The following is a 15647-nucleotide window of genomic DNA, read 5'->3' on the forward strand; positions in this document are numbered from 1 at the left end:
CTGAAGAAGGATGAGAGGGATCATGGCCGACTCTAGTCACGGCGCTCCCGGGACCTCGGTTACCGTCGCCACGCCGGGCAGCGAGCTGGACTCGTTCGCGAATCCGGGCCTCCCCCCGCACCGCCCGCGGCTCGCGGACCGGGACCGCCGGGCCGAGAAGCGCGCCGAGCGGCAGGTCGCCCTGCTGTTCATCATCTCCGTCCTCGGCACCCTGCTCTTCTTCGTCGGGTACTTCTTCATCCCGCTGGACCAGACGATCGAGCGGCTGCGCCTGCAGAACCTCATGCTCGGCCTCGGTACCGCCTTCGCGATGCTCGGCATCGGGGTCGGGATCGTGCACTGGGCGAAGACGCTCATGCCCGATCACGAGGTGACGGAGAACCGCCACGCGATCCGTCCGGAGAGCGACCGCCAGGACGCCGAGAAGATCGTCAACGACATCCTCGAGGAGTCCGGCATCAAGCGGCGCCCGCTGATCCGCAACACCCTCCTCGGTGCGGCGATCCTCGCGCCCCTGCCCGCCATCGCGATCTTCCGCGACCTCGGTCCCCTGCCCGGCAACGCGCTGAAGCAGACCATGTGGGACACCGGGGTCCGCCTGACCCGCGATCCCAGTGGCACCCCCATCCGAGCCTCCGACGTCACGGTCGGGTCCGCGTTCCACGTCATCCCCGAAGGCCTCAACGAGGTCGAGCACAAGCTCGAGGAAAAGGCCAAGGCAGTCGTCCTGCTCATGCGCCTGGACCCCGAGGAGCTCAATCCCTCTCCCGGACGGGAGAACTGGGGCTACGACGGAATTGTTGCGTATTCCAAGATCTGCACGCACGTCGGCTGCCCGGTAGCACTCTACGAACAGCAGACACACCACCTGCTGTGCCCCTGCCACCAGTCCACCTTCGACCTCGAACAAGAGTGCAAGGTCATCTTCGGACCGGCTGCGCGGCCGCTGCCACAGCTACCCATCGAAGTCGACGACGAGGGCTACCTCGTCGCGTCAAGCGATTTCCAAGAACCCGTAGGACCTAGTTTCTGGGAGCGAGGCTGACATGAGCAGCTCAACTACGACGCAAACCTACGTGCCGAAGACGCGCGTGGGCAAGGTCACCGATTACGTCGACTCCCGCGTCGGCGGGTCGGGGATCGTCAAGGAGTTCGGCCGGAAGATCTTCCCCGACCACTGGACCTTCATGTTCGGTGAGGTGGCGCTGTACACCTTCGTCATCCTGCTGATCTCGGGTACCTTCCTCACCTTCTTCTACGACCCCTCCATGGCGGAGACGCACTACGAGGGCAGCTTCCTGCCGCTCCGCGGCGTCGAGATGTCCGTCGCCTACGCGTCGTCCCTGGACATCTCCTTCGACGTCCGCGGTGGCCTGTTCATGCGACAGATCCACCACTGGGCGGCGCTCCTGTTCGTGGCGTCCGTCGCGGTCCACATGCTCCGCGTGTTCTTCACCGGCGCGTTCCGCCGCCCGCGTGAGTTCAACTGGGTCGTCGGCTGCACCTTGCTCATTCTGAGCCTCGCCGCCGGCTTCACGGGCTACTCGCTCCCCGACGACCTGCTCTCCGGCAACGGTCTGCGCATCATCGACGGCGTCATGAAGGCCATCCCCGTGGTCGGCACCTACCTGAGCTTCTTCCTCTTCGGCGGCGAGTTCCCGGGCACGATGATCATCGGCCGTCTGTACGTCCTGCACATCCTCCTGATCCCCGCTGTGATCCTGCTCCTGATCGGCATCCACCTGTTCATGGTCGTGCTGCACAAGCACTCCCAGTTCCCCGGCCCCGGCCGGACGAACACGAACGTCGTGGGTTACCCCGTCGGCCCGGTGTACGCGGCGAAGGCCGGCGGATTCTTCTTCATCGTGTTCGGCGTGCTCGCTGCGATCGCCGCAGCCTTCACGATCAACCCGATCTGGAACTACGGACCGTACGACCCCTCACCCGTGTCCGCCGGTACGCAGCCTGACTGGTACATCGGATGGGTCGACGGCGCCCTGCGCCTGATGCCCGGCACGCTCGGCGACAACTTCGACTTCGAGTTCATGATCCCGTTCCCCTGGGGCGTCAATGCGCTCTCGCTGAACGTCCTGATCCCCGCACTCGTCCCCGCGATGATCGTCTTCACCCTGATGTTCGCCTGGCCGTGGATCGAGGCATGGGTCACGAAGGACAAGCGGGAACACCACCTGCTGGACCGCCCGCGCAACGCTCCTACCCGCACCGCGATCGGCGTCGCAGGCGTCACGTTCTACTGCGTCCTCTGGGCCGCGGCGAGCTCCGACCTCATTGCCACGCACTTCCTGGTGTCGCTGAACGACGTGACCTACTGGCTGAGGTTCCTGGTCATCTTCGGCCCCGTCCTCGCCTTCATGGTCGCGCGGCGCATCGCCCTGGCCCTGCAGCGTAAGGACCGCGAGATCGCACTGCACGGCCGCGAGACCGGTCGTATCGTGCGCCTGCCGCACGGTGAGTTCATCGAGGTGCATGAGCCCGTCGACGACTACAAGCGCTACAAGCTGGTCGCGTTCGAGTCGCCCGAGGTCATGGTCCCGGCGCCCGACGCCGACGGCAAGGTCGGTCGCCTCGACAAGGTGCACGGTCGCATCTCGCGCTTCTTCTTCGAGGACCGCGTGGCACCCGTCACGCCGAAGGAACTCGCGGCGTCGCACGGCGACCACCACGGTGAGATCGCAGGCGCGAAGGACCGCGAGTCCATCGCGAGTCACTAGGAGCTGAGCAGCTCACTGAAGGGCCCGGACGATCACGTCCGGGCCCTTCGTCATTCCCCATCACACGAGAGGCGACCGTTCATGACCGCTCCTTCGAGCATGCGCCGCCTGCAGGGTACGGACCGGCTCGCGGCCGCCGTGAGCGAGGTCTTCGCTCCCGCCGTCCTCGTGTCCCTGTTCCTGGTCGTCGCCGCCTTCTATGCCGCGCCGTGGCCGGGGAGTCTTCTTCTCGCGGCGGTGGCCGTCTGCTTCACCACGGCGCTCCCGCTCCTCGGGGTCATCGCCCTCGTGCGCCGGGGACGCCTCGTCGACCATCACATCAGCGACCGCCGGCAGCGGGGTCCCGTCCTCGCGGCGACGCTCGGATCGATCGGCGCAGGGCTCGCGCTGCTGATCCTCCTCGACGCTCCGCCGGTGCTCCTCGGTGCCGTGCTGTGCACCGTCGCCGGTGTGGTCCTCGTGCTGGTGGTCAACCTCTGGTGGAAGCTGTCGGCGCACTCCGCGGTCGCGGTCTTCGTCGCCGTCGGAACCGTCGGCCTGTTCGGTCCCTGGGCGTCGCCCCTCCTCCTCGTACCCGCCGTCGTCGGGTGGTCGCGTGTCCGCCTCCGGGCGCACACGCCGGCGCAGGTCGTGGCGGGCTACGCCGTCGGCGCCGTCATCGGGGGCGCCTTTGCCCGGCTCGTCGCGGGCGGATAGGACGGACCGGGCCTCCACACGCTGAGGAGCGGACCCCGGATGCGGGACTGCGGGCCTGGCACCGCGTGGGACCTGCGCTGCGGTGTCAGGCCGGGCGCAGTTCCTGGTGGCGCGAGTCGATGGAGGCCGACACCGCCGCGCCGAGAAGCAGGAGCCGCATGGTGCGCTCGGTCGCCTCGATGAGGAGCTGTTCACCGTTCGCGACCGCGTCTTCGAGGTTCATGGGGATGGTCATGATCGAGGCGATCGCGTCGATGCCGATGTCGTGCACGTCCGGTGCGCCTCTGCCGAGCGAGCCGGCCAGGGCCAGCACGGGTACGCCGGCGAGCTGCGCTCGGCCGGCGACGACGGCGGGTACCTTCCCGTTGGGAGTCTGGAAGTCGATGGCGCCCTCCGCGGTGATGACGAGGTCAGCCCGTCGCATCAGGGCGTCGAGGTCGAGCCCTGCGAGTCCGCTGTCGATCAGGGCCTCGAAGCGTGGCACGAGGCGGGCGCCGAGTGCCGCCAGGCCGGCACCCAGACCGCCCGAGGCCCCCGTCCCGGGGCCCGTGCGATAGTCGACACCGGTCGGCAGCCCGTCCCGTTCGAGCACCCGCGCCCACTGGCGCATGGCCTTCGCGAGTTTCTCGACCTGTTCCGGTGAGGCCCCTTTCTGGGGTCCGAACACCCGCGCCACCCCCGTCCTGCCGCAGAGCACGTTGTGCTGGTTGCAGGCGAGGATGAGGGTTGCCTCGCGCAGAGCGGGGTGCAGGTTCGTCAGGTCGAGGTGCTCCGCCTTGATGAGGGCCGACCCGCCGAAGGGCAGTTCGCGGCCTTTCCCGTCGAGCACGCGGGCTCCGAGCGCCTGCAGGGCGCCGGCGCCGCCGTCACTCGTCCCGCTGTCACCGCAGCCGATCACGATGGTGCGGAGCCCTTCGTCGAGGGCCGCCCTGATCAGTTCGCCGACGCCGTACGTGGTGGTGGCACCCGGATCCCGTTGCCCGCGCGGCACGAGGCGCAGCCCGGCGGCCGCAGCCATCTCGACGACGGCGGTTCCGGTGGCGCTCCCGCCCAGGCGCGCGAAGTGGGATTCCACCGGTTTCCCGACCGGCCCGGTGACGTCGACCGGCACCAGGACGCCGCCGGTGGCCGCAGCCAGCGTCGCCGCGGTGCCCTCTCCCCCGTCCGCGATGGGGACGGCGGTGATCTGGACGCCGGGCAGGACGCGCCGCACGCCGGCGGCGATGGAGCGGGCTACCGTCTCCGCATCGAGGGATTCCTTGAACCCGCTGGGGGCGATGAGGATGCGCTGGGGAACTGCCATGGTGGTTCTCCTGGAGGTGGGGGACTCGGACGTGTGGTGCAGGATGGCGGTGGTCGGTCAGGGGAAGAGCGGCATGCCGAGCAGCGGCCAGACGAGAAAGCTGAAGACCAGCACGAGGGCGGCGTTGACGGGCGCGAGGAGCGTCGACAGGTGCAGCAGGTCCTTGGCCGAGTACGTCTCGACGCCTTCGACCGCGGCGAACATCGCGACGGGCTTCGCCGAGCTCGTCAGGGTATGGCAGAAGCCTGCAGCGGCCGTCGAGGCGAACGCGGCGGCCATCGGTTCCACCCCGACGGCCGGCGAGAGGGCGATCACGATCGGTATGAGGACGGCCGAGCGCGCAGATCTGCTCTGGATGACGAGGTGGGCGACAGTGGAGAGCAGCACGACGAGGACGACGAAGAGCGGTGCTGCGGCGGCGCCCAGCGAGCGGATGGGCTCGAGCGCACCGCCGGCCAGCCACCGGGCCGCACCGGTGGAGACGAGGGCGTTGCCCAGGGCCAGGGTCGCGGCCATGAAGAGCAGCAGGGACCACGGAACCGTCTTCAGCCCTTTCGCGAGGTCCACCGAGCCGTAGCTCGGGGATGCGGCGACCAGGGCCCCGATGAGTGCGACGAGTGCGGGATGCAGCCCGTGCAGCGGCTCGGTGCACCAGAGGACGACGACGGCGCCCAGGAGGAGGGCCGCCCGTGATTCGGCGACGGTCAGGGGCCCGGTGACGGGAGTGTCCGAGTGCTGTTCGAGGTCCGCCGCGTTGATCCGCAGCCGTCGATCGCGTTCCGGACGGGTGGTGAACATCGCGAGCACGATCTCCGCACACAGATGGGACGCGACGAGGGCGAGCGGCAGGCCGAGGAGCAGCCAGGTGGCGAAGTCGAAGCTGCTGCCGGTCGCCGTCTCCAGGATCTGGCTGGTGATGAGGTGGGCGCCGGCTCCGAGGAAGGACCCGACGGCCGAGAGCAGGATCACCGAGGGGAACAGGATCGCGAGCGCCTTGACGAGTGCGGGTCGTCCCGCGAGGACTTGCCGCAGCGCCAGGAAGACCGGGAGTGCCAGGGCTGCGCGACCCGAGGTGGACGGGACGGCGAAGGTCGTGACCACGAGGGCGAGGGTGGTCAGGTGGACGAGCTGCCGCGGCGTCGTCGCGCCCGTGATGACGAAGGCGGCCCCCCGGTTGGCCAGGCCCGAGGCGCGTACTCCGGCGGCGATCACGAAGGCGGCCAGGAGGAGCCAGATGGTCTCCTCCCCGAGGGTCGAGAAGAGGGCGCCGGTGTCCATCGTGCCCGTCAGGACCAGGACCGTGGCAGCCCCCAGTGCGACGTAGGTGTCGTCGATGGACGTGAAGATCCAGAGCCAGACGGCGAGGACGAAGACCATCAGGGTGACGGCCCCCTGGGACGAGAGGTCCGTGCCGGGTTGCCGGGCAGCGACGACGACGGCTGTGGTCGCGGCCAGGCCGAGAACGGCGGCTGCCGAACGGACGACGACGGAGCGACGAGCGGCCGACCGCGACTCGGGGGTCGGGGCGGGTGGCGTCCCGGGTGAACCGGCGATGCGCGGAGGCGGTGTGGTGGAGTGTTCGATCAGGGTCACGGCAGCCGGTACCCCACTCCCCTGATCGTCTCGATGCGCTCCGTACCGATCTTCTTGCGGAGGGCGCGGACGTAGACGTCGACGACGTTGGAGCCCGGATCGAAGTCGTAGCCCCATACCTGACTCAGCAGCTGCTCACGGGAGATGACGCGGTCGGGATGGCGCAGGAAGACCTCAAGGATCGCGAACTCGCGGGCCGTCAGTTCGACGGCCTCCTCACCCGCACGCGCCCTCCTCGAATGGAGGTCGAGGGACAGACCCTCGTGCTCGATGACGGTGCCGGTCGCGGCAGGTACGTGGTCGGTGAGGCGTAGGCGGATGCGTGCCAGGAGCTCGGCGACATGGAACGGCTTCGTCATGTAGTCGTTCGCGCCGCCCTCGAGTCCGGCCACGGTGTCGGGGACGCTGTCCCTCGCGGTCAGGACGATCACGGGCGTGGAGACCCCTTCGCCCCGGATCTGCGCGAGGACCTCGAAGCCGTCCAGCAGAGGAAGACCGATGTCGAGGATGATCAGGTCGAATCCCGCCGCCCGCGCGAGGAAGAGCGCGGTCTCTCCGTCGGCGGCATGTTCGGTCGCGTAACCGGCCGCCCGGAGGCCCTTCTGGATGAACGAGGCGACATGGAGGTCGTCCTCGGCGATGAGGATCCGGGTCATGGTGTCTCCTTCAGCGTGGGCTGTCCGACTGCGGGTAGAACAGCGGTGATGGGGCGCACGTCACCGGGAGCGTGGGATTCCGGCGTCGGACCGGTCGACGCCGCGGCGGGCCTGTGCGGGCGTGGCGGTCGGCTCGGCGTGGGGCGGGCAGGAGCGTCGGGCGCCGGTAGGAGCAGTCCGAAGATGGAACCGTGCCCCGGTTCGCTGCGGACCCATGCCGCACCGTCGTGGCCGTCGGCGATCGCCCGTACGATCGACAGGCCGAGGCCGGCCCCGCCGCGCTGACCTGTCGGGTGCAACCTGTCGGCGGGCAGGGAGTTCGCTGACCCGTGCTGGAACCGTTCGAAGATCACCGACGCTTCGTCCTCGGTCACGCCGGGACCGGAGTCCTGGACCCAGATGCGCAGCTGCCTCTCCGCGCCGGTGCCTTCGTAGACGGATCCGACCCGGATGTCGGATCCAGCGGGCGTGTACTGGACGGCGTTGGCGCCGAGCTGGAGGACGGCCTGTGTCACGCGCTGGCTGTCGAGGGTGACCACGCCCTCGGCGACCTCCATGAGGAGCCAGCGCCGGTCACCCAGAGCCTGCATCTTGGCTTCCAGGCCGAGCATCAGTTCAGCCACATCCACGGGGGCCGGCTGGACGAAGTCCGGGCGTTCGGCTTTGACGAGCAGGAGGAGATCGGACACGATGCGCGCCATCCGGGACAGTTCGCCGTCGACGAGGGACAGCGTGGCGGCCCGGCTCGACGGGTCGTCGTCGATGAGTTCGAGGTGTCCGCGGATGACCGTGATCGGGGTGCGCAGTTCGTGGCTGGCGTCGTCGATGAACCGCCGCTGCGTCACGTACGCCTGCTCGAGGCGGTCCAGCATGTCGTTGAACGTCGTGGCGAGAGCTGCGACGTCGTCGCGCCCCTGGACCGGTACGCGTGCCGTGAGATCCGACTCGGTGATCCCGGTGGCGACACGCCGCACGTCCCGGATGGGCCGCAGGATTTGCCCGGCCACGAGCCAGGCGATACCGGCGGTGAAGAGCAGGCCGCCGAGCGCCACGAAGAAGATCACGGTCACGGTCTCCTGGACCTGCTCGTATCCGCCGCGGGTGAATTCCGCGATGATGAGCGTCCCGCTCTCGGCGCCGGCCTCGACATCGACCTTGCCCCAGCGCATCGAGCCCGCCGCCGTCTCTCGGACACCGGACGCGGCAGGATCCTCCCGCAGCTCCTGCAGCAGGGCCGTGTCCGTGGAGAGGCGGTATTCGTCGTTGCTGCCCCGGCCGTAGGACCCGAGGTAGAGCACCTCCTCCCCTGTCACCCCGAGGATGACTTCACCGGCCACGGAATTCTGGCGCGAGAGATAACGCTCGAGCAACTCGCTGACCGAGGTGTAGGGCTGAGCGGTGAGCGGATCGACGGCCTCGCCGGCGAACGTGCTGAATTCCTGCACCTCCTGGACCACGTCCTCGTTCGCGTCCTGGTCGACGCCCGCGATCAGGAGGGACCGGACGGTGACCAGCAGGGCGACGAGGGCCAGGGCCGTGGTCAGGACGATCCAGCCCACGATGCGCCATCGCGCGGACACCGAGGAGCCGCCCACGGGTTTCGCCCGCGGACCGGAGCCAGGCGCTCCAGCACCCGGGGCAGTGGACGGGGCGGGGCCCCCGGTACCCGAGTCACGTGCCATCAATCCTCACCGTCCCGGCCCGGCACCTCGTCGTCGACGTCCACGTCGTCATCCTCCCCGTGGTCGCCGAGCACCTCCCGCTCCACCAGACCGGGAGCCGACTGGTCGGCGGGGACTGGCGGTGCAGGCTGGGGCGCGCTCGGAGCCGTGGCGGGAACCGGGGACGGCGTTCCGGGCACCGCGGTCGGAGCCTCAGGCCGCGGTGTCGTGGGATCGCCTTCGTCCCCCGTCTGCCGTCCCTCCACGGCCTCGGCCGGTGCGAGGTTCACCACGACCGGCTGCGGATCCACGGGCGGGACTTCCGCAGGACGACTCAGGGCCTGGCTCCCCACCGCAAGGAGCGCCGGGACAGCGAGCAGTCCTGCGGCGGCGAGGATACGGGGGGCCAGGGACACTGCAATCTCCTAGAAGCTCTCGGGTACGGACGGGGCAGCGACACCCATGACATCGCCATCACCAGGCCGCGCCGGCGACCGATCGAGGCGAGGGGCCAGGTGCCGTGCGATGCCTGCCGCTGGGTTCTCCGACGTCGGTGTGTTCGCTACGACTACTCTGACGCACCCGGATGAGCCCCCCGTGAAACCAGGATGAGGACTTCTTCATCTTCCCGGAGAGCAGGGATCGTTCAGACGGGTGTCACGTCGGACGCGGCGACGATCGCCCCCTGCGCGTCACGGACCTGGAGCCGAGCCAGATCCTCACGCAGGACTGCCGCATTCATCCGGCAGGTGATGGTCTGCTCCGCTCCGAGGAAGGTGCCGGAAAGAAGCTCCTTGCCGTCCTCGCGGACGAGGACGACGTCGTACACCCGGCCGGGAAGGAGCCCGTCGATCTCGAGGATCGTCTCGGTTCCCCAGGTATGTGCGACAAGCTCGGCGTCGACACGTGCTCCCTGGGGAGTGTCGGTCAGCACGATGTCCTCCACGGCGCCCAAGGTGCCCGGAGGTCCTGCAGGAGGTCGATCCACGAGATGAGTGATCCCTGCTCCTCCCAGTGCTCCCACGGCCAGCAGGGACGCAGCGAGAGCAGCGCCGCGGATCAACCGCCCGCGCCGGGCAGAGGGCTTGGAGGGCCGGGACGAGTCGGGAGTGCGGGACGTCCCCGCCCGCCGGCGTGACGAGCTGCTTCTCAGGGGCGACAAGGCGTCGGCATCAGGTGCCGACCGGGTCCGTGTGTCCTGATCGATCGCGTCGACGATGCGGTCCTCCAGGCCGGCAGGGATATCGGGGTCGTCCCACTGCAGGGCCGGGGTTGCCGGGCGTGGAGTGGAGAATCGGGTGGCGAGGCGGCTGAGAGCCTGGTACTCGTCGAGGAAGGCGCCATCGCGCGAGCAGAGATCCTCGAACTCCTTCTGCCGGCCGGCATCGAGATCATGAGCGAGAGCGGCGCCCATGAGTTCGTCACGGTCGAAGTCGTCGTCGTGATTCCGGTCCTCGTCCTGGCCATAGGTCCCGGTCATGGTCGTGCCTCCTCTCCAAGTGCGATGCGTAGTGCTTTGAGCCCGTAATACATGCGTGTGCGAAGGGTGGCCGCAGGGACGCCGGTCCTGTCCTGCACCTGCTGGTAGGTCAGGCCTTCGAGTTGCACCGCGACGATGACTGCCCGGTGTTCGGTGCTCAGCATGGCCAGGCCCGCGTAGAGCACGATCCGGTCCTCGATCGCACCTGTGCCCCCTCCCCGGTCCACCCCTCCTTCGAGGTGCTGGTCCAGACCGGGAACCGGTCGTCGCGCCCGGGCCCTCACCTCGTCGATGATGACATTGCGCGCGATGGCGAAGAGCCACGTCCGCTCGGACCCCCGGTCTGCCCGGTAGCGGTCCCGTGCCCGCCATGCCCTGACGAATACCTCCTGCACACAGTCCTCGGCCAGAGCCGTGTCGCGGACACTGTTGAAGGCGAATCCGAACAGATCCCGACCATGGGCGGCAAACGCCTCGCGCACGTCGAAGGCAGACCCTGTCGAGTCCATAGCGCTCACCGACCTGACATCCGTCATCTCCAGCATGCTTCCATCTCCGCCAATCTAGCTGTTGGAAGGGATACGACCCTGACCGCCCCGGCGTTCACCGTGGGCACCAGCCGGCACCACCAGGACTCCCTCCATCGCCGCTGCGGAAGAAGGACCTCGAAGCGGACCCCGCCGGCTTCTCAGCCGACACCCACACCTCCCGCTACGCACCCGGAGCCGTGCGGGGCAGGAGGACGTCGGGAGGGCGTACTCCCTTCCGGCTCACGGTGCCCGGTCGGGACGGCGTCCGTTGACGCGCGGAGGCCCGCGGCGCGATCCCTCCTCGTTCGCCGTCCCCTGTGGCGGTTCAGGCGGGGAGGACGATGACCTTCCCGGGGATGCTACCGGCATCGGCCTCGGCGTGGAGGGCGGGCAGCTCCGTGAGCGGGATCCGACGCGTCACCTCGACGGTGAGTGCGCCGTCGTCGACGAGGGACACCAGCTGTGCGAGCCGGTCACGGTTACGGAGGACGAACACCGTGGCCGCCCGCACCCCTCGGGCGTCGTCGCCGGGAGTTGGCATGAAGGCAGTGGTGCTGACGACCACCCCGCCGTCGAGCACGGCCTCGACGTACAGGGTGAATTGCTCCGGCTCGATCGGGGCGAGGTTCAGCAGCACGTCGACCTGCCTGTCGACGGCACTGAGCAGGTCCGTCTCGGTGTGGTCGATGATCTGGTCGGCTCCTGCTGCGCGGACGGCAGCAAGGCTGCGCGGGCTGGCCGTGGCGATCACGTGCACGCCGGCTCGCTTGGCGAGCTGGATGGCGTACTTGCCCACGACGCCGCCGGCGCCGACGATGAGGACGCGCTGGCCTGCCTGGAGCCCACCTTCGTCGAAGAGCGCCTGCCACGCCGTCAGGCCCACTGAGGGCAGCGCCGCAGCATCGGCCAACGGGATGGCCGTCGGAGCCGTGACAACGGCGTCCGCGGGTGCGACGACGTATTCGGCCGCTCCACCATTGCTCTCCATCGGCAGGAAGGCGATCACCGGGTCGCCGACCGTCAGCCCGTCGACCCCTTCTCCGATCGCGTCGACGGTTCCCGAGACGTCGTAGCCCGGCACGTGCGGGAGCTCGATCGGGATCGGGAGGAAGCCGCCCCGCATGCCGCTGTCAGCTGCGCTGTACGCCGAGGCGGCAACACGCAGTCGCACCTGCCCGGCACGCGGCGTCGGCTGCTCGATCTCGCCGTACTGGAGGACCTCGGTTCCGCCGACTTCGTGGAACTGAATAGCCTTCATGGTCGATCCTTCCGTAAGTTGCTTCGAGTTCGAAGCAGATAGTGAGAGAATACATCACTTCGAACTCGAAGCAACCCCTATGATCAGAAGATGACCGAGATCCCTGCTCCCCTCACGCCGACGCAGCTCCAGGCATATTTCGCTTTCACGGAGGTGAGCAGCCTCCTGCGGCCCGCGGTCGAGAAGCAGCTCCGCGATGTCGGGGCCCTGAGTTACGTCCAGTTCCAGCTCCTGGCACGCCTGGGTGACGCCGTCGACGGCCACTTGCGCATGACCGACCTCGCCGATGGAGTGGTCTACAGTCGCAGCGGTCTGACCTATCAGGCACAACTGCTCGACCAGCGTGGCCTGATCACCCGCTCCCCCTCGGCCGACGACGAGCGCAGCACCGTCGTCACCATCACTGCCGCCGGCCGCGACGTACTGGCGGCTGTGTTCCCCGGTCACATCGAAGCCGTCCGTGAACTCCTCTTCGCACCGCTCAGCGACGACGACGCCGACGACCTCGCCCGCATCCTCGGCCGCGTGGGCACACACCTCCGGGCAGCCCCGCCGCGCTCGGCGACCCGCCGGCGGAAGGCCTGAGCCCGCGACGACCGGGAACCAGCCGGTAATCCTCGAGCATGCGTCCGCGCGCCCTTGACGATCCGGTCGACGTTCCGGGGACCGCGAAGGCTGATCCCGCCGAGGTCCAGCTCGCGGGCAGGTATCTCCGCGACTGCAGTCCTGTTCGTGCCGTCATGACCGGTGGCGAACAGCTCCCGCGTGGACAGGGCCGTGGGAACGCCACGGCCCGACGCCCGCTCCCTGGCTACTGCCGGCAGCTCTGCCCCGGCCGCAGCACCAGGACGGGCCCACCTCGACCGCATCACGCATCCCCTTCCTCGATCACCCTGCTACCCCCGCATGTGCCTCACGACGGAGGGTCCGCCGTCGGGGGTGAATCGTTCCGCAAGCGGATCCTCCACCTGAGCGAGGACTCGATGCCCGCCTGTTCGAGTCGTTCACGATCGCCGACGCCGCCCGGGTCCTCGAGGTCCATCCGAGCCACATGGTGCGTGCCTTCTCGAAGGCGTACGGGATCGCCCCCTGCGCTACGTCACCGGACGCCGAGTGGACCGCGCCCGGCAGCTCCTGCTCTCGGGGGACTCCCGGCATCCGACGCTGCCGTGCGGGCGGGCCGGACCCGGCGGCATTCGCCGAGGCGGGAGTCAGGAGTACGGCGTAGGAGTGCGGCACGCACTCCTACGCTCGCGATCCGTCCGTTCGTCGTCGATCGGGTGTCGGGTTGGTCTCCAGGATGGTCGGATCGGTCCACTGCGTCAGGGCGACCGTGAAGCCGTGCACGAGTCGCTCGAAGCTACGGTCGATGTTCGCGCTCATGGCGAACGATCCTGCCGTCTCGAACGACACGAAGCCGTGCAGGGCGGAGCGGAACGCACGGATTGCATCGACGGCGTCGTCGCCCGCCAGGTCGTAGGCGGCGAGTACGTCGGCGATCACCTGGATGCCCGCGAGCGACACGGCCTCGTCCTCGAGATCCCCGGGTGAGGGCATCCGCTGCGAGGATTCGTAGCGAGCAGGGTGCTCCCGCGCCCAGTCGCGGTAGGCATGCGACATGGCGTGGATCGCGGAGGCTCCGGACCGGCCGACGGCGGCGCGGGTGAGTACCTCGCCGAGTTCGCGCTTCGCGCGTACCGAGATATCGCGATGCAGTCCCGCCATCGAGTCGATGTGCTTGTAGAGCGAAGGCTGGCGGACCCCCAGCCGTCCGGCGAGGGCGGCGAGCGTCAAGCGGTGGAGACCGACCTCGTCGACCATCAGCACGGCCTCCTCCACCACGCGATCGCGTGAGAGACCGGCCCTAGGCATGCTGCACCCTCGTGAGGAAGCGGAGGACGGCGTTCGCGGTCACGTCGGGCTGCTGGGCCTGGGGGTAGTGGCCCGCATCGGCGACCATGATGACCTCCGCCTGGAGGGCGTCGCCGACGAAGCGGGCTTCGGCGGCGGGGTCCTTGAAATCGGGGTCCTTCTCCCCCATGATCACCAGCGTCGGAGCACTGACCGACCGGAGCTTCGCCTCGGCGGGATCATGGTCGGTCTGCCGGGTGGTGAGTGAGAAGGCCTTGCCGTACGGCTTGCGCTTGAGGCTCGCCACGACCGCCTTGCGGTACTCCTGGAAGTCGTCCGGCTTGCGGCCGGCGTACAGGGCCGGCATGTAGCTCTTCCACACGGGGGCGACCCAGAGCGGGGCCATCATGGCGCGGAACAGGGTCCGCGTGAAGGCGTTCGACGGGGGGTTGCGCACGAAGGGTCCGATCAGCACGAGGCCGTCGACCAGGTCAGGGTGTTCGGCTGCGACGATCACGGCGGAGCCGGCGGCCAACGAGTTGCCGACGACGACCGCCGACCCCCCGAGCTGCGCGAGCAGCGCCCGGATATCGCCCGCCGTCTCGACATCGCCGTACGAGGTGAAGGTCGTGTCGCTGTCACCGTGACCGCGGAGGTCGGTGGTCGCGACCGAGTAGCCGGCGGCGACGAGCACCGGGGTCAGGAACCTGTAGGAGGAGCGCAGCTCGCCCATCCCTGGCACGAGGACGAGGAGCGGGCCGGAGCCCTGGAGGTCGTACGCGACACGTCCCTCGGGACGGGCGATGTACTGCGTCGAAGGGGCGGAAGCTGAAGGAGAGGAGGTCATATGGCTAGTCTCTATTGCCTTTTGGCTATAGTCAATAGCCACTGGGTCTTCGCTCACCCTCGGGAGGCTGAACCTGCCCGCCCGGCGCCTGCTGTCCTGCTCGTAGCTCGTGTCACGAGTGGAGAGTTCCGCGGTGGATCTCGTAGGAGCGGGAATGCCCGGGCTCATCAGGATTGTCGATGATCGGCTGATCCGCCATGAACTGGCTGATGACGTGAGCCAGTTCGCCGGGGTTGCTGAAATTTATCGCGTGCGCCGCCCCTTCGATGATCACCACGAGGACCTGGTTGTCCGTGCGGCTCGCGACCTCGCGAACCCGGGCAGGGCTCGGCATCAGTGGGTCACGGTCGCCGATGACCACCAGGGTCGGGATTCTCAAGGCCAGCAACCGGTCGAGTGAGGGGTATCGGGTGAGAGCGCGGAACATCCGGACGGTGCTGGGGATACCGAATCTGAGGTAGTCGGGGGCGGCCACGCGCATCATCGCGACCGGTTCGCGCGTGCCGTCGCGAGCGAGCTGCCGCAGGGCACGCCGCAACGGCTGATTGTGCACTCCCCCGGCCGGGGAGACGAGGACCGCCCGGTCCAGGCGCTCCGGATAGCGGTAGGCGAACTCGCAGATGATCGGACAGCCCATCGAATTGCCGACGAGCGTAGCCGACGTGATGTGACGGTCGTCGAGGAACCGGGCGGCCGCGTCGGCGAGCTCGGGCACGTCGAGGGGGTTGCTCGGCTTCCCGCTGCGTCCGAAGCCCGGAAGGTCAGGGACCAGGGTGTGGAACTCGTCGATGAGACGCTCTGCCGTCGGCAGCAGGTACCGGCCCGACAGGCCGAAGCCGTGCACGTGCATCATGACGGGCGCGTCGGACCGGGTGGGTGATTCCCGGTAGAACACATCGACTCCATCGATCCTCGTCCACCGTTCCGCCAAGGCCGATGCTGCCCGCCTCGGCAGCCGGCGTCCACTCCGTCGGAACCCGAAGGGGCCCGGCACGTCGATTGTCACGTCAACTCCGATCGTTCAGGGAACAATGGCGACG

16 protein-coding genes and 1 pseudogene are annotated in these 15647 nt (G+C 68.8%); 5 read left to right on the plus strand and 12 right to left on the minus strand.

Features of this window, described 5'->3' with window-relative positions; all coding sequences use genetic code 11:
* Window positions 1-22: 22 nt before the first annotated feature.
* The 3 genes from CXQ97_RS05075 to CXQ97_RS05085 all read left to right on the plus strand — a co-directional run bounded on the left by CXQ97_RS05075 (window position 23) and on the right by CXQ97_RS05085 (window position 3428).
* Window positions 23-1045, plus strand: a complete 1023-nt coding sequence (locus CXQ97_RS05075; RefSeq protein WP_104179732.1) for a ubiquinol-cytochrome c reductase iron-sulfur subunit — start codon at window positions 23-25, stop codon at window positions 1043-1045.
* 1 nt (window position 1046) lies between these two features.
* On the plus strand, window positions 1047-2732 hold the full coding sequence (locus CXQ97_RS05080; RefSeq protein ID WP_104179733.1) for a ubiquinol-cytochrome c reductase cytochrome b subunit: 1686 nt from the start codon (window positions 1047-1049) through the stop codon (window positions 2730-2732).
* An 81-nt stretch (window positions 2733-2813) separates the two neighbouring features.
* Entirely contained in the window at window positions 2814-3428 is a 615-nt protein-coding gene (locus CXQ97_RS05085; RefSeq protein WP_104179734.1) for a phosphatase PAP2 family protein, read from the plus strand.
* Window positions 3429-3513: 85 nt separating this feature from the next.
* On the opposite strand, the gene CXQ97_RS05090 is transcribed toward CXQ97_RS05085, so the two are convergent.
* The 8 genes from CXQ97_RS05090 to CXQ97_RS05125 form a co-directional block, all read right to left on the minus strand.
* A complete protein-coding gene (locus CXQ97_RS05090) occupies window positions 3514-4731 on the minus strand; it encodes a glycerate kinase (protein WP_104179735.1) in 1218 nt (405 codons plus the stop codon).
* 57 nt (window positions 4732-4788) lie between these two features.
* On the minus strand, window positions 4789-6324 hold the full coding sequence (locus CXQ97_RS05095; protein WP_181034990.1) for an SLC13 family permease: 1536 nt from the start codon (window positions 6322-6324) through the stop codon (window positions 4789-4791).
* The gene (locus CXQ97_RS05100) at window positions 6321-6980 is read right to left on the minus strand and encodes a response regulator transcription factor (protein ID WP_104179736.1); all 660 of its coding nucleotides are present in this window, start codon (window positions 6978-6980) and stop codon (window positions 6321-6323) included. The genes CXQ97_RS05095 and CXQ97_RS05100 overlap by 4 nt, the downstream gene beginning before the upstream one ends.
* Window positions 6977-8662 carry a HAMP domain-containing sensor histidine kinase gene (locus tag CXQ97_RS05105; RefSeq protein WP_104179737.1) on the minus strand — a complete coding sequence of 562 codons (1686 nt, stop codon included), beginning with the start codon at window positions 8660-8662 and terminating at the stop codon, window positions 6977-6979. The genes CXQ97_RS05100 and CXQ97_RS05105 overlap by 4 nt, the downstream gene beginning before the upstream one ends.
* Window positions 8662-9057 carry a hypothetical protein gene (locus CXQ97_RS05110; RefSeq protein ID WP_104179738.1) on the minus strand — a complete coding sequence of 132 codons (396 nt, stop codon included), beginning with the start codon at window positions 9055-9057 and terminating at the stop codon, window positions 8662-8664. Before CXQ97_RS05110 ends, CXQ97_RS05105 begins: the two co-directional genes overlap by 1 nt.
* A gap of 230 nt (window positions 9058-9287) precedes the next feature.
* Window positions 9288-10121 (minus strand): hypothetical protein, encoded by an 834-nt coding sequence (locus tag CXQ97_RS05115; protein ID WP_104179739.1) that lies wholly within the window; start codon window positions 10119-10121, stop codon window positions 9288-9290.
* The gene (locus CXQ97_RS05120) at window positions 10118-10657 is read right to left on the minus strand and encodes a sigma-70 family RNA polymerase sigma factor (protein WP_258062288.1); all 540 of its coding nucleotides are present in this window, start codon (window positions 10655-10657) and stop codon (window positions 10118-10120) included. Before CXQ97_RS05120 ends, CXQ97_RS05115 begins: the two co-directional genes overlap by 4 nt.
* A 319-nt stretch (window positions 10658-10976) precedes the next feature.
* Window positions 10977-11909 carry an NADP-dependent oxidoreductase gene (locus tag CXQ97_RS05125; protein ID WP_104179741.1) on the minus strand — a complete coding sequence of 311 codons (933 nt, stop codon included), beginning with the start codon at window positions 11907-11909 and terminating at the stop codon, window positions 10977-10979.
* A gap of 90 nt (window positions 11910-11999) precedes the next feature.
* Here CXQ97_RS05125 and CXQ97_RS05130 point away from each other — a divergent pair, with 90 nt between their 5' ends.
* The gene (locus CXQ97_RS05130) at window positions 12000-12494 is read left to right on the plus strand and encodes a MarR family winged helix-turn-helix transcriptional regulator (protein WP_104179742.1); all 495 of its coding nucleotides are present in this window, start codon (window positions 12000-12002) and stop codon (window positions 12492-12494) included.
* A gap of 50 nt (window positions 12495-12544) precedes the next feature.
* Here the strand turns inward: CXQ97_RS05130 and CXQ97_RS20055 are convergent.
* Window positions 12545-12778 (minus strand): annotated as a pseudogene (locus tag CXQ97_RS20055) (DUF2000 family protein); the annotation flags it as partial.
* A gap of 39 nt (window positions 12779-12817) precedes the next feature.
* Between CXQ97_RS20055 and CXQ97_RS19370 the strand changes: the two are divergent.
* The gene (locus tag CXQ97_RS19370; RefSeq protein ID WP_258062289.1) at window positions 12818-13246 is read left to right on the plus strand and encodes a hypothetical protein; all 429 of its coding nucleotides are present in this window, start codon (window positions 12818-12820) and stop codon (window positions 13244-13246) included.
* On the opposite strand, the gene CXQ97_RS05145 is transcribed toward CXQ97_RS19370, so the two are convergent.
* The 3 genes from CXQ97_RS05145 to CXQ97_RS05155 all read right to left on the minus strand — a co-directional run bounded on the left by CXQ97_RS05145 (window position 13155) and on the right by CXQ97_RS05155 (window position 15502).
* A complete protein-coding gene (locus CXQ97_RS05145) occupies window positions 13155-13781 on the minus strand; it encodes a TetR/AcrR family transcriptional regulator (RefSeq protein ID WP_104179743.1) in 627 nt (208 codons plus the stop codon). The genes CXQ97_RS19370 and CXQ97_RS05145 overlap by 92 nt on opposite strands.
* Window positions 13774-14607, minus strand: a complete 834-nt coding sequence (locus CXQ97_RS05150) for an alpha/beta fold hydrolase (RefSeq protein WP_104179744.1) — start codon at window positions 14605-14607, stop codon at window positions 13774-13776. Before CXQ97_RS05150 ends, CXQ97_RS05145 begins: the two co-directional genes overlap by 8 nt.
* Window positions 14608-14719: 112 nt before the next feature.
* Window positions 14720-15502, minus strand: a complete 783-nt coding sequence (locus CXQ97_RS05155) for an alpha/beta fold hydrolase (RefSeq protein WP_258062290.1) — start codon at window positions 15500-15502, stop codon at window positions 14720-14722.
* Window positions 15503-15647: the final 145 nt, after the last annotated feature.

Source organism: Arthrobacter sp. B0490, from assembly GCF_002929355.1.
Lineage (GTDB): Bacteria > Actinomycetota > Actinomycetes > Actinomycetales > Micrococcaceae > Arthrobacter_D.